Raw genomic sequence first — 24,354 nt, 5'->3', positions numbered from 1 at the left:
TTTATTAAGTGATTTCGTCTGTTACACAGCCTTCAGCGGCTGATGATACGGTCATTGCATATTTGTACAGCAGTCCTTTTTTCACCTTAAGATCAGGTTTCTGCCATCCTTTTTTTCTTTTTGTAATTTCTTCATCTGAAACCTTTAGCTGTATGGTATTGTTCACAGCATCTATTTCAATAAGATCATTGTCTTTCACAAAAGCTATCAGTCCGCCTTCGTGGGCTTCGGGAGTAATATGTCCCACTACAAAACCATGCGTTCCTCCACTAAAGCGACCATCGGTAATTAAAGCAACACTGCTTCCTAATCCGGCACCTATCAGGGCACTGGTGGGCTTCAGCATTTCCGGCATTCCCGGAGCTCCTTTGGGGCCTTCATGGCGGATAACAATTACATCTCCATGCTGTACGGTACCATCCTGAATTCCCCTGATCAGATTTTTCTCTCCGTCAAATACTCGGGCTTTTCCTACAAACCGCTCTCCTTCTTTACCGGTTATTTTGGCTACACTACCTTTTTCCGCAAGGTTTCCATATAATATTCTCAGGTGTCCTGTTTCTTTTACCGGTTCCGAGAGAGGTTTTATAATTTTTTGTTTTTCGAAATCCAGGCTGGGGATATCTTTCAGGTTTTCTGCCAGTGTCTTTCCGGTAACCGTCAGACAATCTCCATGTAGTAATCCCTGTTCCAGTAAATACTTCATTACAGCAGGTGTACCGCCATGTTCATGCAAATCCTGCATCAGGTACTTTCCGCTGGGTTTCAGATCTGCCAGTACCGGAGTACAGTCACTCATTTTTTGAAAATCATCCTGGGTTACAGAAACTCCTACACTTTTAGCCATTGCTATAAAATGGAGAACGGCGTTGGTACTTCCTCCGAGAATGATAATCAGGCGAAGGGCATTTTCAAATGCTTTCCGGGTCATAATATCTGATGGCTTAATATCCTTTTCCAGCAAAATTTTCAGATATTTTCCTGCTTCCAGGCATTCATTTTCTTTTTCTTTGCTTAGTGCAGGATTGGATGAAGAGTATGGCAGACTCATTCCCAATGCCTCTATTGCTGAAGCCATTGTATTGGCTGTATACATTCCGCCGCAGGCTCCGGCTCCGGGACAGGAATTTTTAATCACTCCATCAAAGTCTTCTTCTGAAATTTCCCCTGCAATCTTCTTTCCCAACGCCTCGAAAGCTGAAACAATATTGAGGGATTCTCCTTTATAGCATCCCGGAGCTATGGTTCCGCCATATACCATGATCGACGGTCTGTTCAGCCTGCCCATCGCGATAATGGTTCCGGGCATATTTTTATCACATCCCGGCAAAGCGATCACTCCATCATAATATTGAGCTTCGCAGATGGCTTCAATACTGTCTGCTATCACGTCACGGCTTACCAGGGAATACCGCATCCCGTCTGTTCCGTTGCTCATTCCGTCACTTACACCAATGGTATTGAAGATTAATCCAGCCAGTCCGTGATCCCAGGTTCCTCTTTTTACTACTTTAGCTAAATCATTCAGGTGCATATTGCATGTATTCCCGTCATATCCCATGCTGGCAATCCCGATCTGGGCTTTATGCATATCTTCTTCTGTAAAGCCTATCCCATACAACATTGCTTTTGCTGCGGGTTGTTCTCTGTTTTGGGTAAATGTTTTTGAATATTTATTTAACATATTATCCTTCTTTTTTTATTCTCATTTTTTTAATCCTGTTTACGGGTATTGTTATCCCTAAAATTCTGTTTGTGATGGAAAATCATACATTCAATCAATATTTCCAATCCCTAGCTCATCATATGCTTTAACAATAATCAGTTCTTTTTTAGTATTGAATTTATTTCCGGAAAACAATTTCCATCCTTCAATGGAATATTAAATATTTAATTTCCGGACTTATAAATGAAGCCTATGGTTTAATTCTGGTTCAAAACTACAGCTTGTAATATTTTTTTATTTTCAACATTTCTGAAAATTACAATATCCAATCGTTCAAAAAAGGATTACATTATACTGATAATCAATTATTTAAATAATTAAAATTTACAATGACAAAACTCTTACAAGTTTCAAATACGCCTGTTGGACTTTTCTGCTTGCTGTATCTTCCCAGTTTCTGGTAAAAGGAACATCATCCAGGGACTCCAGTGCAACGATTTCGGCAGCTGTACCACAGAAAAAGCCAGCATCAGCACCACGCATTTCCTCCGGCTTAAAAAATGTTTCTTTTACAGGAATACCAAGCTGATCGCAGATTTCCATAACCGTTTGCCTTGTGATACCCGGAAGGATGCTCCCTTTGTCCGGGGTGAATAAGACACCGTCTTTTTCATAGAAAACATTGGCTCCCGAACTCTCTGCAACATTTCCGTTTTCATCCAGTACCAAAGCTTCATCATAGCCTTTGTCCCTGGCATCCTGACAGGCCAGGATAGAATTCACATAATGTCCTCCTACTTTGGCTTCCACCTTAAAAGCTTTAGGATTAGGCCGCTGGAATTCTGAAGTCATGACCTTCATTTTATCAGCCAGATAACCGTTATTCCATTCCCAGGCGAGTAAAGAGAGATAAGACTTTTGCCCTTTTGAAAGGGACATATTGGGTGAGCAAGTAACTAACGGACGAATGTAAGCATCTGATAACCCGTTTCGTTCCAACAAATCGTAGGTAAGGCCAGTAAGTTCTTCCACCGAATAATCAAACGGAATATGCATTAGTTCGGCTGATCTTTTTAATCTTTCATAATGTTCTTTAGCCTTAAAAATTCTGGTTCCATGATCTGTACTGTAAGATTTTATTCCTTCAAAAACGGAATATCCGTAATGAAGAGATTGCCCGTAAAGATCCATCCCGGCTTCTTTTGCCTTCATAAAATTTCCATCAAAATAGATGACCGTGTCGTCGTTGTAATACATATTATAGTGGTTTAATAAATTAAAAATGAATAAAAAAAGCCCTCTCACGCTGTGAGAGGGCTCATATATGTACAGTCATACACATTCCTTCTCACAGACGCAAGGGAATAATAATGACGATAATAATTACTGCTAATATCTGAAACATAATTACTGTATAAAAGTTAAGACAAAAAAAGCCGTTTCAAAATGAAACGGCCTGTATATAATTTAAATTAAAATCTATTTTAAAATGCCGTTTCCTTACTGTTGTTAATGACAACAGCAATAATAGAAATGACAATATTTTTTTGATTTACAAAATTCATGTTGCAAATGTATAAACTTTTTAATTACTCACAAGTTTTTTTAACACTTTTTATTTTTTCTGCAAAAATCGCATGAGAGTTTCCCTGGCTTCAGCTACATCATGAACTCTTACAATCTTAGCGCCTTGTTCCAAAACTTTCATATGGAGTTTTTGTGTCTCTTCGTTGATATCCAAAGGAGATTTTCCAAGAGGTTTATAGATAAATGATTTTCTGGAAATTCCTATTAATAAAGGAAATCTTTCAAAACCAAGATATTCAACTTCATGAATCATTTTCATCTGGTCTTCAACTGTTTTTCCAAACCCGAAACCAGGGTCAAGGATGATATCTTTTACTCCCTTCTGTAAGAGATCATGTACCTTTTTGGAAAAATAGCGGTTAACTTCCAAAGTAATATCCTCAAATCTGATTTTATCATGCATGGTTTCATAGGACGGATTTATATGCATTAAAATGTAAGGAAGTTTTGTTTCTGCTGCTGTATCAAACATTTTTTCGTCATATTGCCCTCCTGAAATATCGTTGATTATATCAACTCCTTCGTTATATCCGAATCTTACTGTTTCAGCATAAAAAGTATCCAGGGAAATCAATATTTCCGGAAATTCTTTTTTAATCCGGGAGATGGTGTTTCCTATTCTTCTTATCTCTTCCCTGCTGCTTAAAAATTCAGCATGAGGGCGTGTAGACTGTGGTCCGATATCAATAATTTCTGCACCCTCTTTCACCAGTTTTTCTGCATGTTTCAACGCTGAATTCTCATTGTTGAATTTTCCACCATCGGAGAACGAATCCGGAGTCAGATTAAGGATTCCCATGATTTTCGGAATATCAAGTTGTACCAGCCTGCCATTACAGTTGATGGAATACGCAGGAGCATTTGAACGAGTTAGCATTTGAGTGTCTGACAGCATTAGGTTATAATAGGTGAATGTTTATGTACTGCAAAATTAAGAATTTGTACGATGTATTTCTGCACAACATATTTCAAGATCATCCACCATTTTATTTTTTCGCTTTGAAGCCTCATAATTATGGGAGGAAACTCGTCAGATATGCTCTCCTATTCCTATAACTCTAAAAATTTAAAAATCTAAAACCTAATTCGTATATTTGGAAGATTAAGAAATTTTATGCTAAAAACGTCAGTACAATTCGAGAAAATTATCAGTCAGTGCCGTGATCTTTTCAGTAAAAAGCTGCAGGATTATGGGGCAGCATGGAGGGTGTTGAGGCCCAGTTCCATTACGGACCAGATTTATATCAAAGTCAATAGAATCCGTACCCTTCAGATGACCGATAAAAAGATGGTGGATGAAAGTGAAGAAGATGAATTTATTGCCATTGTCAACTATTCTATTATCGGGCTTATCCAACTTGAGAAAGGCTTTTCCAATGATTTTAATGAAAATAAGGAGGAAATTTTAGTCCTTTACGATAAATATGCCAGCGAAGCAAAAGCTTTAATGGAAAGAAAAAATCATGATTATGGTGAGGCATGGAGAGATATGAGAATATCTTCCATTACTGATCTTATTTATCAAAAAGTATTGAGAACGAAACAGATTGAAGACAACCAGGGGCAGGCAATTGTTTCTGAAGGCCTGGATGCCAACTATTTCGATATGCTGAATTACGCTGTTTTCTGCCTGATCAAGTTCTCTGAAAAAGAAAACCAATTCGAACCCAAAACTATTTAATATGATCAAAGGTTTATTACGCTTTATTATTGCAGTTATTTTTATCCTGTCCGGCTTTGTAAAAGCTGTGGATCTGGTAGGTTTTTCTTTCAAAATGGAAGAATATTTTTCGCCTGCTGTTTTCAATATGCCATTTTTTGAAAAATTTGCGCTGCTGTTTTCAATTATTGTTGTTATGTTGGAACTTTTCCTTGGATTTATGCTGCTGCTTAAATTAAAGCTTAAATTTACCTTATCAGCCTTAATCGTGCTTTGTATTTTCTTTGGGTTCCTCACCTTCTATTCTGCTTACTTCAATGTAGTTACTGATTGCGGATGTTTTGGTGATGCTATTAAATTTACTCCATGGCAAAGCTTCATCAAGGATATTGTTCTTCTGGCCGGACTTATTATTTTGTTTATACTCTACAAAAAAGAATTCCGTAAAAAGGATTCATATGGATATAACAATGACAGAAAGGAATCTTCAGGGAAGTTTAAATATTATATTTTAGGGGCTTTTTCTCTTGTAATGATTTACATTATGACTCGGGGAATTATGCATGAGCCATTGATTGACTTCCGGGATTATAAAATTGGTACCAATCTGAAAACGGAAAAGGAAAAAATCAATAAAAATCCTTCCGAATATAAAACCTTCTATTCTCTTAAAAACCAGAAAACAGGAGAAGTTGTAAAGGTTAATCAGGATGATTACATCAAAGAGACCCAATATTGGGAAGAAGGCTCTCCATGGAAAATTGAGGAAGGGAAAAATGAATCTGTCCTTGTAAAAGAAGGTTACAAATCGGAGATTGTGAAATTCAAAATTGAAGATCCTTCGGGAGCGGAAATTACGGAATCAATTATTAATGCTCCCAAAGCTATCGTTGTATTCTCCTACCATCCTAAAGAGGTACCTGCTGACCTGCTTCAAAAAGTAGAGGCAAAAGTTAATGCCCAAAAAGGAGCACTGATCTATGGAGTTTCAACGGATCCGAACACCTTTAAAACCATCAAAAATGCAATGATGGACGGGACCGGTATTAAAACCATTGCGCGAAGTAACCCTTTTGTACTGATCCTGGAAAATGGAAAAATTGTAGATAAGCAACCTGCAAAAGATTATGTCAAATAGATGAAAGGTATGGAACAAAATTTTGAATATATTAATAAGAATTATATTACGGAAGAAAAATTATGCAGCATAACAGGCATCACAAAAGATGATCTATCAGGACTTATCCAAAATCAACTGGTTCCCGACGCTTCCTATACCGTTACCCGCAGTATAAAGATCACTTCTCCTCTTAAGGATGAATTTCAGAGTGAAATAGCAGAAAGGTACTTCAGCAAAAGCTGCATTTCAATAGTTGAAAAGAATAAGGAGTTAAAAGACAGCCGGCAATATAAGGCAGAATTTAAAGAAAAATTCAGCCAGCTTTTAATGCGCCATCCTGATAAGAATTTTGCTTATCACAATATTTTCAGCAATGAATCTCCGGACCAGGAAAAGCTCAATGAAGTTTTTGAAAGCGAATGGAATGCCTATTGTGAAGGAATATATGGAATCTGTACTCTGAACTCAACCGAGGAAGAAATTGTAAAAAAGGAAATTGCTGTAAAAAAACTGATGCAATTCAATACCGAATTTTCTCAAAAACCTCTTAATACAAACGAAATTGAAGAATTACTCAGGCTGAATGATGAATTCAATGAAGTGGCCAACCGATTTGCCCCTTATCAGAGAGATTCAAGCAGCAGAGGAAAATATCTTGATAAAATATTAGAAAACAATAATTTAGATTATTTAGTAAAGAAATATTAAAACAATTATGCAAAAATCAAATAAATCTATCGCCGGCTATCACCTGTTAATGATCCTTTCTTCCGTAGACGGAGAATTTGCCCCTGAAGAAGGAATGCTGGTACAACAATATTTAGCGGATGAATTTCCATTCCGAATGAATCTTGATAATGAGCTGGAAATCCTTGCTTTACTACAACCTGAGGAATGGAAAGATCATTTTGAATTTCACGCCAGATGTTTCCATGATGATTCTACGGAAGAGGAACGCGTAAAATTTGTAAAATTTGCGAAATCATTAATCAAAGCAGATCATAAAGTAACTGAGGAAGAACATACTTTTTATGTTCTTCTGAAAAATCTGTGGGGATTATAATCAGCCATCCCAAATCACTAAACTCTCTACCATGAAAAAAATTTATTTAGGATTATTAGTAATGAGTACAGCTACATTCCAGTCTCAGAAATTTCCGGATCTGAAAGCTCCTGTTGCAGAAAAGCAGGAACATATAAGGGATATACACGGTGATAAGGTCAATGATCCTTATTACTGGATGATTGATTATTTCAAAAAAGGAAGAGACTCTACTAAAGTCGTTGAGTATTTAAAGGCAGAAAACAAGTATTGGGAGGCCATGATGAAAGATACCGAGTCTTTCAGGGAAAAGCTTTTCCAGGAGATGAAAGCCAGAATCAAGGAAAAGGATGAATCTGTTCCTGTATTTAAAAACGGGTATTATTATTACAGCAGGACAGAAGCGGGAAAACAATATTTCAAGTACTGCAGAAAAAAAGGAAGCCTTACCGCACCGGAAGAAATTTTGCTGGACGTGGATCAACTGGCTGAAGGACATCCTTATTATTCCGCATCAGGATTCAGCATCAGCCCGGACAATACCAAAATGATCTATGGCGTGGATGACGTTTCAAGGAGGCAATATAAACTATTTTTAAAAGATTTGTCCACCGGGAAAACAACGGACCTTGGAATTAAAAATACTACAGGATCTGCAACATGGGCCAATGATAATAAAACCATCTTCTATACCTCTAAAAATCCTGAAACCCTCTTAACGGAAAAGATTTTCAGACACACTCTAGGAACGGATGCTGCTAAAGATGTTCTTGTGTACGAAGAAAAAGACAAAACCAATTATATTGGAGTTGGCAAATCCAAGAATCAGAAATTCATCATGATTGATTCGCAGTCTACCACTTCTTCTGAAACAAGATATCTGGACGCTGATGATCCCAACGGGACTTTCAAGGTTTTTCAGCCGAGAATGAAGGATGTCCTTTATGAAGTGACTCCATTGGAGGATAAATTTTTAATCACCACCAATAAGGATGCCCTTAATTTTAAGGTTGTGGAAGCCCCATTAAACAAAACAGAAGTTGAAAACTGGAAGGATTTTATTCCACACAGAAAAGATGTTCTGATACAGGGGATTTCTGAATTTAAGAATTACCTGGTATTCAGTGAAAGACAAAACGGTCTTTCCCAATTGGTGATTTATGACAGGAAAACGGGAAAAAAAGAATTTTTAAAGTTTGATGAACCTACATATACCGTATATCCATCCGGTAACCCTGAATACAATACAGACAACTTCCGTTTCGGCTATACTTCCATGATTACTCCCAGTTCACAATTTGAACAGGATTTAAAAACGGGAAAAAGAACCCTTTTGAAGCAGCAGGAAGTTCTGGGAGGTTATAATAGAACCAATTATACCACTGAAAGACTTTTTGCCACAGCGAAAGACGGAACCCGGATTCCTATTTCAATCGTTTACAAGAAAGGATTCAAAAAGGATGGTAACAGCCCGTTATTGCTGTATGCTTACGGCTCATACGGAAGTTCAATGGATGCTACATTCAACAGTAACAGGCTCAGTCTGCTGGACCGGGGCTTTGCCTATGCCATTGCCCATATCCGCGGAGGTCAGGAAATGGGAAGGCAGTGGTATGAAGACGGTAAAATGATGAAAAAGAAAAATACTTTTACTGATTTCATTGATGCCGGGGAATATCTGGTTAAAGAAAAATATACTTCTCCAAAACATTTGTATGCCCAAGGAGGAAGCGCCGGAGGCCTTTTAATGGGAGCAATAATCAATATGAGTCCTGATCTTTGGAATGGGGTAATCTCACAGGTCCCTTTTGTGGATGTTGTGAATACCATGCTGGATGCCAGTATTCCATTAACAACCAACGAGTATGATGAGTGGGGAAATCCCGGTAACAAAGAGGCTTATTTCTATATGAAGTCTTATTCTCCTTATGAAAATATAGAGAAAAAGAATTACCCCAATCTATTGGTAACAACAGGTCTGCATGATTCCCAGGTACAGTATTTTGAGCCGGCCAAATGGGTTGCCAAATTACGGGATATGAAAACCGACAACAATGTATTATTATTAAAAACCGATATGGATTATGGTCATGGCGGGGCTTCCGGAAGGTTTGATTACCTGAAGGATATTGCTTTGGTGTATGCGTTCATGTTTAAACTGGAAGGGATAAATCAGTAATATAAGAATATCAGCTCGCAGATTTTGCAGATTTCGCAGATTTTTCTAATGACAGAAAATGAAATTTCATATATCGTAAGAAAGTGTGTTTTCAATGTTTATAACCAATTAGGCCCTGGTTTACTTGAATCTGTATATCAAAAAATCCTGATTTATGAATTAGAAGAAAATGGCTTAGATGTTAAATCTGAGGTAATACTACCAGTATATTATGATAACAAAAAGTTTGATATTAATTTTAAAATTGACATCTTAGTAGAAGACAAAGTGATCTTAGAATTAAAATCAATAAAGGAGCTGGATAACGTTCATTATAAGCAGCTATACACTTATTTAAAGTTATCAAATAAAAAATTGGGACTGTTAATTAACTTTAATACTTCCAATATTTTAGACAATATAAAAAGAGTTGTAAATAACTTATAATGACAATTAATCTGCTCAATCAAACAAATCAGCGTGAGAAAATATTAAGTTCGCAGATTCATTAGAGTAAAAAATTAAAAGTAAAAATAAATCAATATAATAAATCTATGAGAAGAAAGATCGTAGCAGGAAACTGGAAAATGAACAAAAATGTAATTGATGCCCAACAATTGATGATTCAGTTACTAAGCTATAAAAACAATAATGCTACCAACTGCGAAGTGTGGATTGCTCCGCCTTCTTTATACCTGATGATGGCGAAAGACATTTTTGAAAATGATGAAATCGGGGTATTTTCCCAGGATATGAGCGAGCATGAAAGTGGTGCTTACACCGGAGAAATTTCTGCAGATATGCTGGAATCTATTGATGTAAACGGTTCATTGATCGGCCACTCTGAAAGAAGACAATATCACGGAGAAACAGATTCACACTGCAACAGAAAAATCAAGTTGGCATTAGACAAAGGGCTTACTCCTATCTATTGCAACGGAGAAACCCTTGAGCAAAGAAAAGCAGGGCAGCATCTGGAAGTCGTAAAAAACCAAACTGAAGTAGCTTTGTTTACTCTTTCGGCTGAAGAAATCAAAAAAGTAGTAATTGCTTACGAACCGGTTTGGGCAATCGGAACAGGAGAAACCGCAAGTCCGGAACAGGCTCAGGAAATCCATGCCCACATCAGAAATATTATTGCAACAAAATACGGACAGGAAGTAGCTGATGAAGTATCTATCCTGTATGGAGGTTCCGTAAAACCGGATAATGCCAAAGAAATATTTTCTCAGCCGGATATTGACGGTGGCCTTATTGGAGGGGCAGCATTAAAGCTGGAAGATTTCTCTAAAATTATTGAGGCATTCAATTAATTAATTTTACAGAACATTATATTTTTCCGGACCCTCTTTACTGATTGTAGAGAGGGTTCAATATGATATGTTTCGGCTAAAGCCAGTGGAATGCTATTTATCTTTAAACGGGCTAAAGCCCGTTTCATTGAACGGTGTACCAATTTTTTAACCAATAAAAACGGCGGAGATAATCCCCGCCGTTTTTCGTAAAAAAAATCTAATTATTGAATATCGACTACGTACATTGTTCCTTTATCTACCTTGCCTGTTTTAGGTAGTATTTTTGCTTTAGGGTTACCGTTTCCATCATCTACTACCCCGAAATCATCATCATTGAAAACAGCGAGTTTATTATTTCCTAAATAAACAATTCCTTCAAATTTATCATGTTCATATCCTAACCTGGCAACCAGATCTACAGCTAATGTTTTAGAAACCGTTTTAATCCCGGCGTTGGTAATTTCATCCCAACTACACTCTTCCAAAGCTTTATTATTGATTTTCATTCCGTCAACAGCGGCAATATCCGGTCCGTTTACATCTGTTGCTCCGCTCAGGTTTATTCTGTATACTTTTTTTATTCCGCCCTGTGACCCGAAGTTTCCGTCTCTCTCAATCACCAGGAATTCATTATTACTTATTGCAGTAATGTCACAAACTGAATCAGAGGCTCCCCCGTCCTGTTTATATAAAAATTGTCTGGTCTTCCCTGTAGCAATATCAAAAGTGACAATTCTGGTTAAGGTAGTATTTTTAGCCAAAGCCTTGCTTGGAACATGCATCATAGACTGCATGGCTCCCACTAAAGTAGTACCGTCAGGAGTTATACAAAGCCCTTCCATTCCCCTGTTGGCCCTTCTTTTTGCCAGCACAGCGGGAAGTTTTCTTGTTCCTGTATTAACGCCTATCGGACTTATTCTTTCTATCTCTACACCCTCTGCACTATAATGTACAATGTGAGGGCCATACTCATCGGAAACCCAGAAGGTACCGTCTGCTGCTGCAACAATACTTTCACTGTCGAGACCATAATTGTCTGTTCCCAGTACATTTCCTGAAGCATCGTAAGCCGTTTCACCTGTACTCCCCATTCCTACAGGGTTGGGTAGACCTGTGATAGGTTGTCCTGATGGATTTTTAAGCTTAATATATTTGATCACCTCAATATTTCCTTCGGCATTAATTTTAAAATGCATGATTGTTGGACTGAAATTGGGAGCCAAAAACTTTTTCCCGTTCAGGTAATCCGTATTAGGTCCTCTGTCTGTAATGACATAAAATTCCCCTTTTCTTGTAGGGTGTGCAGCCGCACCTGATCCAAAACCTCCATTAATGACATCCACACCATTTACCGTTGCTAATTTTGAAAAAGGAAACTCCTGAGGAAGTTTAGAGTAATTAATATCCTGGTTATGGGCAGTTTCGTCATCTTTGTTACAAGAAACCAATACCGTTAACATCAAAACAGATAATAGTAATCTTTTCATATTCACTTTTATGGCTGCGAAAGTATAAATCGATTGTAAATTAATCTTTAATTCAATGATAATTGTATTTTAACAATGAAACCTGTAAAATGAATTCAATATAAACAGCTATACCTGCCGTTAAATTTATAAAAACAAAACCATCGGTCACATTTTTTATTAATTTCAAAAAACACGTTATAGCTAAGAGCTTATAAAACACTTAATACACAAAAGATAAGTTATTTACCACACGTAAATCAGGAATTTATATGATATATTTGCAGCGTTTTAAGGTTGAACATAGTTCATTAATAGGGAATCAAGTGAGAATTTATTCAATGCTTGAGCTGTACCCGCAACTGTAGACTATTCCACCTATAGCATAAGATGCCACTGGATCCGGATCCGGGAAGGCCGCTATAGGATGTAAGCCAGGAGACCTGCCTTAATACAATTCAGAAGAATTTTTCTCTCTGAAAGTAAGTTTCGGGAATAAAACTTTAATTAATAATATCATGAAGAAAATCTATTTTCTTATTCTTGCATTTGTCATTTTTTTTGCAAATGCTCAAACTGAAGCCGTTTTAGTGCTTAATGAAGGTGGTGCCGGCAGTAATAATGCCGAAATATCGCTGATCTCCAATCAATCAGTTACCAATAACTATTTTAAAACCCACAACAATAATGCTGCATTGGGGGATACGGCACAGGACATTAAAATTTATGGTGACAGAATTTTTGTGGTCCTGAATATTTCCAATCAGATAAAAGTCATCAATAAGTCTGACTTTTCTTTGATCACCACAATCTCTGCCAATCTGGATAATCCGAGATATATTGCCTTCAGCGGAAACAAATTTTATGTAACCAACTGGGGAGGTTCCGGTTCTACAGAAAATTATGTAGCCGTTTATGACCTCAATACCTACACGCATGAAACCAATATTCCGGTTGGAAGCGGACCCGAAAAAATTTACAGCAAAGACAACAGATTATATGTTTTGCTAAAAGGAGGTTTTGGAATCAACCAATTTATGGATGTGATCAATACTTCTACCAATACAGTTGAATCCCAGGTAAACGTTGGTGATTTTCCACACAGCATTTTTGAAAAAGATCAGTTTCTTTATATCATGAGTTTCGGAAATCCCTACACCTCAAACTCTTCTGGAACATTTACAGTCTATAATACAGTAACTCAAAGTACCGTTTCAAGTACTGCATTTCCGGCAGGAACAAAACCTTCTTTTATGGATACAGACGGAACGAATATTTATTACATGAAAGATGCTTCAATCTATAAAACACCTATTGCAACACCGTCTTTTTCAACGACACCCATTGCAACGGCACCTATTACTGTAACCGGCTATGGTGCTGCTTACGGATTTAATATTGTCAACAATACGATTTATGTAGCTGATCCTAAAGGATATATTGCACCGGGAAAAATTTATACATATGATTTACAGGGAACCTTACAAAACACTTTCACAGTGACCATGCTGCCTAATCAAATCATTGCCTACAACAACAGTGCACCGCCGTCACTTTCAACAGTGGAAAATACAAAAGCTTCTAAATTGTCTTTATATCCCAATCCGGCAAACAGCAAATTCTTTGTACAAGGTTTAAACAGCGGAAATATTCAGGTGTATGATGCTAACGGAAGAAAGGTCATCAACGCACAATATACCCAAAACGGAATTGATATAAACACACTTCCTAAAGGTACTTATATTGTAAAAATTACCGATAAGAGCACTAACTTCACTGAAAAACTAATCATCAAATAAGAATCCGGATGCAAAAGATATTAAGTTTTATATGCAGTTTTATCGTAGTTTTTTGTTGCGCACAGTTTACTGCAAACGACATAAAGTTTTTCGTAGGAACAGGCTCTCAGACTGCCTATTTTGTAGCAGACTTTAAAGACGGAACCAATGACAGGTCTTATGCCTGGGGAGTGCGGTTCGATCCGGGGCAAAATATCACCGGACCTCAGATGCTTCAGATGATCAAAAATGCAGAACCCGCCTTTGATTATTTTCTGACCTTCAATAATGGTTTCCTTGATGAGCTAAGCTTCAATGATCATTCACAACAATCCGGGCCGGACTATTGGAGTTTATGGCGTGGGAATGATACCAACAGCTGGTCTGCCGTAGGGTGGATGAACAACGGGACCATCTCAGCCGGAAAATGGTATGGTGCTTCCTATGGGTTCAGCAATCCCACAGCAGAAGCGCCTTCTACTCCGCTTCCTGCCTATAGTTCCCTATGGTACAATTCGTCTCAGATTACCAATTGGATCGGTACAGGTTCTGATAAAAGCTTAGTGGTTATTGACTTCGGAACTGATAATTCTAACGGAAATGCTGATTCATTTGTTTTTGGAATTCAATATAACGGAACCATTACCGCAGAGCAGGCTTTACAATTGATTGATACCCAGGTAAGCACATTTAATTATACGTCAGCTGCCAATCAGGTTTCTTCTTTATCCCTGAATTCTTTTTCAGGCATCCCGAACGGGTCCAACTCCTGGAAATTATACAAAGGAACTAATTTGTCAAACTGGAAAATTCATAACGACCTTTCATCCATTACTTTACATAACGGTGAATGGCTTGGATTAAGTTTCGGACAGAGAAGGCCCTTTACGCCCACAGAAGCTCCTCAATCCACACTTGGAACTTCTTCTGTCAGTAAAAGAACAGTGGGTATCTATCCTAATCCTGCAACTGATTATATTCATATCAATACCCAGGAGAGTATGAAAGAAGTGAATATATATTCTTCTTCAGGCCAAAAAGTAATGACATCAGGGAATTCCAGGATTAATATTCAATCTTTAAGCCCGGGAATTTATTTTGTAGAAATTAAAACTTCAGGTCAGTCAGTTATCCGTAAGATTGTTAAAAAATAGAAAAGAGGCTGTCTCAAAAAATGGGACAGCCTCTTTCAATATAATCTCGGGATCAATTATTTTTTCTCTGTAGATCTCTGTAAAACTTCATCTACCATTCCATAGCCTTTAGCTTCTTCAGAAGTCATCCAGTAATCTCTGTCAGAAGATTTCTCAACCCACTCGTATGTTTGTCCTGAATGGTGAGCGATAATTTCATAAAGCTCCTGCTTTAGTTTCAGCATCTCTCTCAGGTTGATTTCCATATCAGAAGCCACTCCCTGGGCTCCGCCTGAAGGCTGGTGAATCATTACCCTTGAATGTTTAAGCGCAGAACGTTTCCCTTTCTCTCCGGCCACCAGTAATACAGCTCCCATGGAAGCGGCCATACCTGTACAGATTGTTGCTACATCAGGCTTAATGATCTGCATGGTGTCATAAATTCCTAATCCTGCATACACACTACCACCCGGCGAGTTGATATAAATCTGGATATCCTTTGACGGGTCGGCACTTTCCAGGAATAAGAGCTGAGCAGTAACGATGTTTGCCACCTGGTCATCAATTCCTGTTCCCAGGAAGATAATCCTGTCCATCATCAAACGGGAGAAAACGTCCATCTGAGCAACGTTCAGTCTTCTCTCTTCCATAATGTAAGGGGTAAGGTTCGTCGGACCATACATTCCCATATACTGATCGGTAACCAGACCGTTATTTCCTAAATGTTTTACAGAGAAATCTCTGAATTCCTTTTTAATGTCCATATTTCTATTATGTATTATTTTTTTAAACAAATATTCTCGGAATGTAAATTACAATATTTATTCCTAAAATTTTATCAGACTTTTTGTCACAGAATACAAAAACCTGTCTGTACATTATCTTCTTCTCCCCGCATAAATTCCTTTAATCGGCGAGTATTCGATGATATTGCTCAATCGTATGGAAGCTTGTTTCAGCAGGGTGATTTTTTTGATCAGATCAAAATATCTTACCTCATCCGTATTGCTGTACTGATCCAGTTCCCTGGCTGTTTCTTTGATGAGATAATCGATGTACCGGTATTTGTGCAATAAGATATCGCCCTTAACCTGATCTGCGACCTTATCCCCGTAATTAGGCGGATAAATATTCCTGGAAGCCCAGTTTTCAAGTTCATCTAACGGAATCAGGGCATCTACAACCTTCGTGGTAATTTCTTCATCCATAAAAGATACAAAAAAGTTTCCGCTTCTGAGCTCATCTTTCCGGATTCCTTCTTTTACCTGATTGATGATAATCTCATTTTCCTTGACTAAAAACTTGTACTGTTCTTCTTCAAAATGATGGAGGATCTCTTCAATAACCGTGATCTGGTACTCTTCATTGTTCTCATTTCTTCTTTTCAGTACAATATCTCCAAACATCAGCATATGGTCCACCAATTTATTTTCCATAAACAAAACATCATAGAGAAAAGGATCTTCTTTCTCGTGATCCACCGGAACAATCTCCATTTTCGGAGGCGTTTTTTCCTTCTGCTGCTGAACATGGTGGGTCTGGTTCTGGGTAATCTGCTTCTGGACATCAAGTTCATTGAAAAGGCTCTGCTCGGAAAGCCCGAATTTATTTGAAACTTCTTTCAGGTATACTTCCCTTTTCAGCGCATTTTGTACAAAAGAAACCGATTTTACAATATCACGTATGGCTTCTGCCTTTTTAATGGGATCATTTTCAACATCCCTAAGGAGGATTTCTGCTTTAAAGTCGATAAAATCCATCGCTTCATTTTCGATGTATTTTTCAACATAATCCTGCGGATGTTTTCTGGCAAAAGAGTCCGGATCATCTCCGTCAGGGAATAATAGCACCCTGATATTCATTCCCTCTGTCAGCAGCATATCAATGCTTCTGAAACTGGCTTTGATCCCGGCATTATCCCCATCGAAAAGAATGGTTACATTTTCTGTAAGCCTTTTGATCAATTTGATCTGCTCGGTAGTCAGTGAAGTTCCGGAACTTGCCACTACGTTTTCAATTCCGGACATATGAAGCGAAATCACATCCATATAACCTTCCACCAAAAGACAGGCATTCTTTCTTGAAATAGCCTGCTTACTTTGATTTAGCCCGTAGAGAACATTTGATTTATGATAGATCTCCGTCTCCGGTGAGTTGAGGTATTTCGCTGTTTTAACATTGCTTTTTAGAATCCGGGCACCAAATCCTAAAACTCTTCCTGAAAAACTGTGTATTGGGAAAATAACCCTTTCCCGGAACCTGTCTATTCCTGCAGGAGCATTTTCCGGAAAAATGGAAAGTCCGGATTTCTCCAGGATCTCTTTGGAATAGCCTTTTTCCAGAGCATATTCCGTAAAAGCATTTTTCTTTTCCGGGGAATATCCCAGCTGGAACTTTTTAATGATATCATCCCTAAGCTCACGCTCTTTGAAATAAGCCAGCCCGATACTTCTTCCCTCCTGGTCATCCCAAAGGATTTCCTGGAAGTAATTATTGGCTACTTCATGAATTTTATACAGCAGGTCCTTCTCTGTTTGGGCATTTTTTGCTTCTTCAGAAATTTCGCGCTGATCCTCTTCAATTTCAATCCCATATTTCTTGGCGGCATGACGAAGCGCCTCAGGATAAGTAAAGTTTTCAATTTCCATAAGGAAAGAGATTGCAGTACCTCCTTTTCCGGTAGAGAAATCTTTCCAGATCTGTTTACTGGCAGAAACGACAAAACTCGGAGTTTTTTCATCATGAAAAGGGCTGAGTCCTTTATAATTAGACCCTGCTCTTTTCAGCTGCACGTATTCTCCTACAATCTCTTCTACCCGTATTGTTGAAAAAATTTTATCTATCGTCTGCTTGGATATCATGCTGTAAAATTAAGTATTTTGCGTAGAACATGGAAGATTTTGGGTGGGAGAATTAAGCCGTCGGAGATGGTAAGGTGGTAAGCCGATTGCATTGTACTGATTATTTGACGGGCTAATCCATCATTATTGATATATTAATTTCCCTATGAACAACTTTGTTTGTTGTGGACTTCTCAAATTCTCAATTTCCCGCTTCTTAAATTTCATTATTTTTGCAATAAATTAGCTTATGCAGTTCACTATAAATAAAATTGAAGACTGGCAGGAAATTGTTGATACCATTATTCCTGAATTACAACACCATATATTTTTACTAAAAGGAAACCTGGGAGCAGGAAAAACTACTTTCACACAGTTTTTACTTAAAAAACTGGGAAGTGAAGATGAAGTCAGCTCTCCTACCTATTCTATTGTGAATGAATACAATACTCCGAAAGGAAAAGTATATCATTTTGACCTTTACCGCCTGAAAAACATTGAAGAAGTCTATGATATCGGGATAGAAGAATACCTTGATAATTTCTTTTTATGCATTATCGAGTGGCCTGAGGTTTATGAAGAGGAGCTGTACGGCCTTAAATACCACACAATGAACATTATGAACACGGGTGAAAGCAGAGAAATTTCATTCGAGTAAATATTATGTATCTTTGCTTACTAATTCAGTGTTAAAAAATAATCTGTAAGACATAATACAATTTAAGGATGAGCACAAATATTTTTACTCCTTTCACAGAAGAAGAATTGATGCCGAAAGAAGAAAAACTGGAGGTTATTAAGAAAGGAAAACAGTTCAGTATTGGGATTCCTAAAGAAACCTGTCTCAACGAAAGGAGAACCTGTATTACTCCTGACGCGGTACAAGTATTGGTAGAGCATGGCCATGAGATCATTATAGAATCAGGGGCCGGAGAAGGCTCATTTTTTACAGATTTACAGTATTCCGAATCGGGAGCCAGGATTACGACTGATCCTAAAGAAGCTTTCGGACAGGATCTGATCTTAAAAATAAACCCGCCTACACAAGAGGAGATTGATTATATGAAACCTAATACCTATCTGGTTTCTGCACTTCAGATCAATCTCAGGGATAAGGAATACTTTTTAAAACTTGCAGAGAAAAAAATAAATGCCATTGCTTTTGAATTTATTGTTGATGAATATAAACAGCTGGCGTTGGTAAGGCTCATCGGAGAAATTGCAGGAACCGTTTCTATTTTATATGCATCAGAATTATTAGCCTTATCAAATGGCTTAATGCTGGGAGGCATTACGGGAGTAAGACCTGCTGAAGTCGTAATTCTCGGGGCCGGGATCGTGGGTGAATTTGCGACAAAGGCAGCCATAGGTTTAGGAGCCAGCATAAAAGTTTTCGACAACTCTTTGTCTAAACTGAGAAGGCTTCACACTATGGTTGACAGCCGTGTGCCTACTTCCATTATTGATCCTAAGGAGCTCAGCAAAAGCCTGAGACGTGCCGACGTAGTCATCGGGGCGCTTCCAAGATTAAATATGACCCCTATTGTCACTGAGGATATGGTCATGAAAATGAAAAAGGGCAGCGTCATTATCGATATCACCATAGACAATGGTAAAGTAATCGAGACGTCAGAACTGACTACCATGGAAGATCCTTATATCATCAAACACGGGGTGATCCATTGCGGGCTTCCCAACCTTACCTCAAGAATGCCGAGAACCACTACAAAGGCTATTTCAAATTTCTTCCTTTCCTATATCCTGAATTATGACGAAGAGGGCGGATTTGAAAACATGCTGATCCGCAAAAATGAAATGAAGCAGAGCTTATATATGTACAAGGGCAGACATACCAAAAAGATCATCTGTGACCGTTTCGGCCTTACGTACCACGATATCAATCTTTTAATCTTCTAATGAAAAAACTGAAATTTTATGCCATAGGCTTCATTCCGGGGCTTTTGATTGTATTTTTTATTTTAAACAAAAAAGGAGCCAGCTGCAGCGGTTATTTACCCAACAGCCGCGTTATTGCTGAAACCCTGTCCAAGGAATTCACCTATTCCGATAACTTTAAAAATGAAATGTATACATACAGGATAGATGAGAAATTTATTAAAGACAGTATCATTACCAAAGGAAAAGTTGACTTTGACAGGAGCCATGCGCAAAAGAAACCATGCCCGGACTATCTTTTAACCTATCCTGAAAAGAATCCGAGATATGAAATCACTTTTGAAAAATGTGAGGAAAGTGTGACTTTAAACAGCCTCAAAAAGCTGAAATAATTTTCATCCTGTAACCTTATTGTATGGACGGCAATTACTACATGATTCATGATTATCTGATCTTCATTGGAGTTTTTGCCATTCTCTTTTTTCTGACTACAAGTATTTATCTGTTCAGCCAATATCAGAAGTTCAAGCAGAGAAATATCAGGCTGTCAGAAACCAACAGAATGATTGAGCAGCGGCTGAATGAAGTCCGGCTGGAACATATCGGCACCAAACTCAATCCGCATTTATTCAAAAACATTCTTAATTCAGTGCAGTCTCACGCTTATCAGACCTATATGTCCCTGGACAAACTGGCCAATGTTCTGGATTATATTTTATATGAAAGTAACAACAAATTTGTAAGCCCGAAGGAAGAATTGAATTTTGCCTTAAGCCTGATTGAAATAAACAAGATTAAAATAAATCCTCTTTTTGATTTCAGAATTAAATCCAGGATTAATAAGTCTGACGCTGTGTATGAGGAAAAAGTCTTTGCTCCGCTGATCTCTGTAGACCTGATTGAAAATGCTTTCAAACATACCGACTTTCTGGCCCAGGATTCTTTTATTTCCATTTATATGGAGCTTGAGAACGGAATTTTTACTATGAAAGTAAGCAATAAAGCTTCTTTGAAAAATATACTGGCAAAAGAGAAAAGCGGTTTCGGCAGCCAGTCTTTAGACCAAAGGCTCCAGATGATCTACAACACCCACTATCAGCTTGAAAAAAGTTCTAAAAACGGTATCTTCACCGCAGAATTAAAAATCAATTTAGGAGATTTCTATGATAAAATGCGTTATTCTCGATGATGAACTATTAGCCATCAGCTATTTAAAACTTCTATGCGAACAGATTGATGATGTAGAAGTCGTCAAAGCATTTAATGATCCTAAAGTCTTTCTGAGTGAAATTGATACCCTCGACTGCAATCTATGTGTATTGGACATTGAAATGCCCGGAATGACAGGACTTCAGGTGGCAGAACTGATTTCAGGTTCAAAAAAAATCATTTTCACAACAGCCTATAAAGAATATGCAGCAGAAGCTTTTGACCTGAATGTGGTGGATTATGTACGAAAACCTATCAGAAAAGAGCGGTTGATCCAGGCTTTTGAAAAAGCAAAGGAACAGATCAGTACTTCCCGGAAAAAGACCTTTATCGAATGGAACACCAATATTGGTAAAACCGTTATTCTGGCAGAACAGATTGCCTATATCAAAACCTCAGAGATCGACAGCCGTGATAAAGATATCATCCTGAATGACGGAACAATGATTGTGCTGAAAAACCTCAACTTCAAAAATCTCCTGGAGATGCTTCCGGCTAAAGACTTTGCCCAGGTCAATAAAAAAGAAATCATTTCCCTTTCTTCCATTAAGGTGTTTACTACCAACGAAATTATCACAACCCTTCCTGAAGGAGAACATTTTCTTAAACTTCAGATTGGAGAAGCCTATAAAAGTTCACTCATGGAGCTTTTTGGAAAATAGATTTTTCAAAGATTTCCAGTTTCATTACAGAAAGCATCCGCTTCATTACGCCCCTGTTTTTAAAACTCAGGGTCTGCTTATTTTTGCTATAATTAAATGATTACTAATGAAAATCTCCTTATGCTGCGGAACTTTATCCGGGACTGTGCTACCTGTCTTTATAGCCTAAATCCGGGGTCGAAACCAGAAAAAACCCGTCCCGGATATTCTTTCAAAGTACATTTTGTTACATTTTTTGAAACATTCATTACATTTTAAGAAAAACAGTATTTAACATAACTATATTCTTATCAATTTTGCAATAAAATATTGGAATCATGAATTGGGGAAAATACAGGAATTTAATTTTCTACATTACAACTATAGCCGTCTTTTCGTGCCTGATGTACTTCTTTATTGTGGAAGGGCAGACACTGGAAGTAAAGGAAAATATGATTGCCCAAACCAGTAGCGGTTCTACCTGGGAAAATTTCATGGAGTCTTTTAAAACCAATCTTCATCATCCATTGGCTTTATTACTGGCGCAGATTGTTACCATTATTCTGACGGCCCGGCTTTTCGGATGGATCTGTATGAAGATCAGGCAGCCTACCGTAATCGGGGAAATGATTGCAGGTATTGTATTGGGGCCTTCATTGGTGGGAATGTATTTCCCTGAATTTTCTGCATTTCTTTTTCCTAAAGAATCCCTGGGTAACCTGCAATTTCTCAGTCAGATCGGGCTTATTCTTTTCATGTACATTGTGGGCATGGAGCTGGACCTGAGCGTTCTAAGAAAAAAAGCTCACGACGCTGTGGTCATCAGCCATGCCAGTATCATTATCCCTTTTGCTTTGGGAATCGGTCTCTCTTATTTTATTTATCAGAAATTTGCGCCTGATGGTATTCAATTTACCTCTTTTGCTTTATTCATAGCCATATCCATGAGTATTACCGCTTTTCCGGTATTGGCAAGAATTGTACAGGAAAGGAATCTTCAGAAAACCAAGTTGGGAACTATTGTGATTACCTGTGCAGCGGCTGATGACATTACGGCATGGTGTATTCTGGCTGCTGTAATTGCCATTGTAAAAGCCGGTTCTTTTACCAGTTCCATTTATGTTATTCTTATGGCTATTGCTTATGTATTTTTAATGATTAAAATCGTAAGACCCTTCCTTAAAAGAATTGGTGATCTTCAGGCAGGAAAGAACAGCATCAGCAAACCTATGGTGGCCATTTTCTTCCTGACCCTGATCTTGTCATCTTATGCTACGGAAGTAATAGGAATCCATGCTTTGTTCGGGGCATTTATGGCAGGAGCTATTATGCCGGAAAACGCTAAGTTCCGTACCCTGTTTATTGACAAGGTAGAGGATGTGGCATTGGTACTTCTTCTCCCGCTGTTTTTCGTTTTTACGGGTTTGCGTACCCAGATCGGATTGCTGAATGATGGACAACTGTGGATGACGGCTGGGTTTATTATTTTAACGGCCGTTCTTGGTAAGTTTGCAGGCAGTGCCCTGACTGCCAGATTCGTCGGAATCAACTGGAAAGAAAGTTTAACGATCGGAGCCCTTATGAATACAAGAGGTTTAATGGAGCTTATTGTACTCAATATCGGCTATGACCTTGGTGTATTGGGACCCGAGATTTTTGCCATGCTGGTAATTATGGCATTATTTACCACTTTTATGACGGGGCCGGCCTTAGACTTTATTAATTTTATTTTTAAATCCAAAAAGGAAAACAATGAAGAGCTTTATGATAAAAATGATTCTAAATATCGTGTTCTCCTGTCTTTTGACAAACCTGAATCGGGAAGTACCCTGCTCAGGTTAGCCCATGACTTCACCCATAAAATGAATGGCAATAAAAGTATTACAGCCATGAATATTGCTCCGGTGGATGAAATGCACGCTTATGATATCAACGAATATGAAAATTCCCAGTTCCAGAACGTGATTGAGACATCGCATGAGCTGAAACTTGAAGTCACCACCCTTTTCAAAGCTTCTACCGATATAGAAAGCGACCTCACCAGCATTTCCAACAAAGGAAATTATGACCTCCTGTTGATCATGCTTGGAAAATCTATGTATGAAGGAAGCTTATTGGGAAGACTATTGGGCTTTACCACGAAAATCATCAATCCTGAGAAGCTTTTGAATACGGTAAAAGGGAAAGGAAATATTTTCAACAACTCTCCTTTTGATGATTTTACCCTGCAAATCCTGGATAAAACCAATATTCCTGTAGGAGTTTTGGTGGAAAAAGGTTTCAAAACCGCAGACAAGGTATTTGTACCCATTTTTAACCTCAGCGATTTTTATCTTCTTGAATACGCCAAAAGGTTAATCAACAATAACAATTCTCAGATCATTATTCTGGACGCTGCAGGCCAGATCCGTAATAATATTGAAGTAAAAGAGCTGATCAGGAGTATAGAACAGGTAGCTCCTAACCACATTACACTGTACAACGAAAAGAAAATTGAGAAAGAGTTCCTGAATGCACAGGATCTGATGCTCATCAGCAGTAAAAGCTGGAAAAATCTCATCGATACAAAAAGTTTATGGCTTTCTGATATTCCTTCCACATTAATTATTTCTAATCCATAAACCTGCCGATATTTCTATTTCTACCGAAGCTGTAAATATTATTCGTTGTCTGTAAAGAAAAAACGGGTATATTTATAGCTTCAATTTTTTTACAGGAATGCTGATTAACAGTGAAAATGGAAGTATTGAGCTGGAACCCTTTGCTACCCGGCTGTATAAAGGGATGCCACTCAATCAGCTGAAGGAGACTGATTTTTACAAAGTAAATTATCACAATATGTGGAATGTAAAAACCGGGTATT

At 37.9% G+C, this 24,354-nt stretch carries 21 protein-coding genes and 1 riboswitch; of the genes, 15 read left to right on the top strand and 6 right to left on the bottom strand.

All coding sequences use genetic code 11. The annotated features are described in order from the left end of the window. Positions 1–4 precede the first annotated feature (4 nt). The 3 genes from ilvD to folP all read right to left on the bottom strand — a co-directional run bounded on the left by ilvD (position 5) and on the right by folP (position 4,130). Positions 5–1,684 (bottom strand): dihydroxy-acid dehydratase, encoded by a 1,680-nt coding sequence (gene ilvD, locus OK18_RS13930; RefSeq protein ID WP_053328365.1) that lies wholly within the window; start codon positions 1,682–1,684, stop codon positions 5–7. Between the two features lie 366 nt (positions 1,685–2,050). Then, positions 2,051–2,923 carry a branched-chain-amino-acid transaminase gene (gene ilvE / locus OK18_RS13925; protein ID WP_053328364.1) on the bottom strand — a complete coding sequence of 291 codons (873 nt, stop codon included), beginning with the start codon at positions 2,921–2,923 and terminating at the stop codon, positions 2,051–2,053. A 358-nt stretch (positions 2,924–3,281) separates the two neighbouring features. Next, positions 3,282–4,130 (bottom strand): dihydropteroate synthase, encoded by an 849-nt coding sequence (folP, locus tag OK18_RS13920; RefSeq protein ID WP_053329376.1) that lies wholly within the window; start codon positions 4,128–4,130, stop codon positions 3,282–3,284. 237 nt (positions 4,131–4,367) lie between these two features. Here folP and OK18_RS13915 point away from each other — a divergent pair, with 237 nt between their 5' ends. The 7 genes from OK18_RS13915 to tpiA all read left to right on the top strand — a co-directional run bounded on the left by OK18_RS13915 (position 4,368) and on the right by tpiA (position 10,546). Further along, positions 4,368–4,934, top strand: coding sequence for a DUF1599 domain-containing protein (locus OK18_RS13915; RefSeq protein ID WP_053328363.1), 567 nt, complete (start codon positions 4,368–4,370; stop codon positions 4,932–4,934). A gap of 1 nt (position 4,935) precedes the next feature. Further along, positions 4,936–6,051 (top strand): BT_3928 family protein, encoded by a 1,116-nt coding sequence (locus OK18_RS13910; protein WP_053328362.1) that lies wholly within the window; start codon positions 4,936–4,938, stop codon positions 6,049–6,051. A 9-nt stretch (positions 6,052–6,060) separates the two neighbouring features. Then, on the top strand, positions 6,061–6,741 hold the full coding sequence (locus OK18_RS13905; protein WP_128572408.1) for a DUF6058 family natural product biosynthesis protein: 681 nt from the start codon (positions 6,061–6,063) through the stop codon (positions 6,739–6,741). A 7-nt stretch (positions 6,742–6,748) separates the two neighbouring features. Beyond that, positions 6,749–7,096, top strand: coding sequence for a TerB family tellurite resistance protein (locus OK18_RS13900; protein ID WP_050021497.1), 348 nt, complete (start codon positions 6,749–6,751; stop codon positions 7,094–7,096). Between the two features lie 31 nt (positions 7,097–7,127). Then, a complete protein-coding gene (locus OK18_RS13895; protein ID WP_053328361.1) occupies positions 7,128–9,254 on the top strand; it encodes a S9 family peptidase in 2,127 nt (708 codons plus the stop codon). A gap of 48 nt (positions 9,255–9,302) precedes the next feature. Further along, a complete protein-coding gene (locus OK18_RS13890) occupies positions 9,303–9,680 on the top strand; it encodes a GxxExxY protein (protein WP_053328360.1) in 378 nt (125 codons plus the stop codon). Between the two features lie 107 nt (positions 9,681–9,787). Beyond that, positions 9,788–10,546: a triose-phosphate isomerase gene (gene tpiA, locus OK18_RS13885; RefSeq protein WP_050021499.1), complete on the top strand. Its 759-nt coding sequence runs from the start codon at positions 9,788–9,790 to the stop codon at positions 10,544–10,546. Positions 10,547–10,749: 203 nt separating this feature from the next. On the opposite strand, the gene OK18_RS13880 is transcribed toward tpiA, so the two are convergent. Beyond that, complete coding sequence (locus tag OK18_RS13880; protein WP_053328359.1) at positions 10,750–12,015, bottom strand: esterase-like activity of phytase family protein; 1,266 nt, start codon at positions 12,013–12,015, stop codon at positions 10,750–10,752. Positions 12,016–12,271: 256 nt separating this feature from the next. Then, positions 12,272–12,459, top strand: a riboswitch (cobalamin riboswitch). 53 nt (positions 12,460–12,512) lie between these two features. Between OK18_RS13880 and OK18_RS13875 the strand changes: the two genes are divergently transcribed. Together OK18_RS13875 and OK18_RS13870 are read left to right on the top strand one after the other, a co-directional pair. Then, positions 12,513–13,793, top strand: coding sequence for a YncE family protein (locus tag OK18_RS13875; protein WP_053328358.1), 1,281 nt, complete (start codon positions 12,513–12,515; stop codon positions 13,791–13,793). An 8-nt stretch (positions 13,794–13,801) separates the two neighbouring features. Further along, positions 13,802–14,926: a T9SS type A sorting domain-containing protein gene (locus tag OK18_RS13870; RefSeq protein ID WP_053328357.1), complete on the top strand. Its 1,125-nt coding sequence runs from the start codon at positions 13,802–13,804 to the stop codon at positions 14,924–14,926. A gap of 56 nt (positions 14,927–14,982) precedes the next feature. Here the strand turns inward: OK18_RS13870 and clpP are convergent, their stop codons facing one another. Next, positions 14,983–15,669, bottom strand: coding sequence for an ATP-dependent Clp endopeptidase proteolytic subunit ClpP (gene clpP / locus OK18_RS13865; RefSeq protein ID WP_050021502.1), 687 nt, complete (start codon positions 15,667–15,669; stop codon positions 14,983–14,985). Between the two features lie 114 nt (positions 15,670–15,783). Further along, entirely contained in the window at positions 15,784–17,766 is a 1,983-nt protein-coding gene (gene dnaG / locus OK18_RS13860; protein ID WP_050021503.1) for a DNA primase, read from the bottom strand. A 229-nt stretch (positions 17,767–17,995) separates the two neighbouring features. On the opposite strand from dnaG, the gene tsaE reads away from it, so the two are divergent. The 6 genes from tsaE to OK18_RS13830 all read left to right on the top strand — a co-directional run bounded on the left by tsaE (position 17,996) and on the right by OK18_RS13830 (position 24,112). Continuing rightward, entirely contained in the window at positions 17,996–18,403 is a 408-nt protein-coding gene (gene tsaE, locus OK18_RS13855) for a tRNA (adenosine(37)-N6)-threonylcarbamoyltransferase complex ATPase subunit type 1 TsaE (RefSeq protein WP_053328356.1), read from the top strand. A 68-nt stretch (positions 18,404–18,471) separates the two neighbouring features. Next, entirely contained in the window at positions 18,472–19,662 is a 1,191-nt protein-coding gene (locus OK18_RS13850) for an alanine dehydrogenase (protein ID WP_053328355.1), read from the top strand. Then, entirely contained in the window at positions 19,662–20,033 is a 372-nt protein-coding gene (locus OK18_RS13845; protein WP_050021504.1) for a hypothetical protein, read from the top strand. The genes OK18_RS13850 and OK18_RS13845 overlap by 1 nt, the downstream gene beginning before the upstream one ends. A 23-nt stretch (positions 20,034–20,056) precedes the next feature. After that, on the top strand, positions 20,057–20,830 hold the full coding sequence (locus OK18_RS13840; protein WP_082129196.1) for a histidine kinase: 774 nt from the start codon (positions 20,057–20,059) through the stop codon (positions 20,828–20,830). After that, positions 20,805–21,512, top strand: a complete 708-nt coding sequence (locus OK18_RS13835) for a LytR/AlgR family response regulator transcription factor (protein ID WP_050021505.1) — start codon at positions 20,805–20,807, stop codon at positions 21,510–21,512. The genes OK18_RS13840 and OK18_RS13835 overlap by 26 nt, the downstream gene beginning before the upstream one ends. A 317-nt stretch (positions 21,513–21,829) precedes the next feature. Further along, positions 21,830–24,112, top strand: coding sequence for a cation:proton antiporter (locus OK18_RS13830; RefSeq protein WP_053328354.1), 2,283 nt, complete (start codon positions 21,830–21,832; stop codon positions 24,110–24,112). Positions 24,113–24,354: the final 242 nt, after the last annotated feature.

It is taken from the genome of Chryseobacterium gallinarum (genome assembly GCF_001021975.1).
GTDB classification, from domain to species: Bacteria; Bacteroidota; Bacteroidia; order Flavobacteriales; family Weeksellaceae; genus Chryseobacterium; species Chryseobacterium gallinarum.
The sequence above is the reverse complement of the archived record's forward strand: the minus strand, read 5'-3'. Positions and strand labels throughout refer to the sequence as shown.